This is a genomic window from Vibrio sp. 10N.222.54.A3, from assembly GCF_041474095.1.
GTDB lineage: Bacteria > Pseudomonadota > Gammaproteobacteria > Enterobacterales > Vibrionaceae > Vibrio > Vibrio crassostreae_C.
Window position 1 is genome coordinate 1 of sequence record NZ_JBFRTN010000062.1, and the last position, 946, is coordinate 946.

Here is a 946-nt window from a genome sequence, read left to right on the forward strand (position 1 = left end):
ATCTCGTATCTCGTATCTCAAATATCTTTTCTTCCACGCACAAAAAAGAGCACCGAAGTGCCCTTATTAGATTTTAAGCTAGCTATTAATAACTAACGATTATTGCCATATAGCTGAAAGTGAATCCATCAGGCCGCTCGTCGCACCTTGTGACTGCAATGCTTGAAGAATGATTGGCGCAAATGTCGTAACCATTGATGGATCCATGCCTAATCCAGAAAACGCACTTTCAACGGCACCTTGTGAGCTTAGTAGCGATGATAGCCCCGTAGACTCAAGGCTCGACATGCCTGGAATAAGTGTCGCGAGTTCTTTGTTGTCGGCTGTGCCAAGTGAGTTTTGTGCAAGGGCCAACATTGAACCAATACCGCCAACTGCTTGGTCGCTGGTAACAGAAGCTTGGTCAGCTACCGTATCCACAAGTGGTGTTGTTTCGTTCTGCTGAGACCACATATTCACTGCTGCCATTAGTGCAGTTTGTGATAGTTGGGAATAGTTGGTATCTGATGATGAACTGGTTTGTTCAGAGTCGCTAGTGCTAGCGCAAGAGACAACAGCAAGGCTGCTTAAAACTGTGATGAGTACTTTCTTCATTATTCGTCCTTAAGTAATAAAGTAATTTACTCTTTCACTATAAACGAAAAACGGCGATGTAGTCACATCGCCGTTGGATTATTTCAATTTTATTTGCCAATAGTATTTTGTTTTACTAAAGGTTTTTATAAAAATTAAAGAATAGCTAGAAGTTCTACTTCAAATACTAGAGCAGCAAATGGTGGGATTGCAGCACCTGCGCCACGCTCACCGTATGCTAGATCTTGAGGGATGTATAGCTTCCACTTAGAGCCAACAGGCATCATTTGTAGAGCTTGTACCCAACCTTGAATTACGCCAGTTACAGGGAATTCAGCAGGTTGACCGCGAGATACAGAGCTGTCGAAAACAG

2 protein-coding genes are annotated in these 946 nt (G+C 42.9%); both read right to left on the reverse strand.

The genetic code is table 11. The annotated features are described in order from the left end of the window. Positions 1–99: 99 nt before the first annotated feature. Positions 100–594 (reverse strand): DUF2780 domain-containing protein, encoded by a 495-nt coding sequence (locus tag AB4507_RS13955; protein ID WP_017058875.1) that lies wholly within the window; start codon positions 592–594, stop codon positions 100–102. Between the two features lie 134 nt (positions 595–728). Next, a partial coding sequence (locus AB4507_RS13960; RefSeq protein WP_170967442.1) for an FKBP-type peptidyl-prolyl cis-trans isomerase occupies positions 729–946 on the reverse strand: 218 nt, incomplete at its 5' end.

Coding starts and splice junctions, on each gene's coding strand:
- AB4507_RS13955 (WP_017058875.1), bottom strand. CDS start 594: ATGAAGAAAGTACTCATCACAGTTTTAAGCAGCCTTGCTGTTGTCTCT.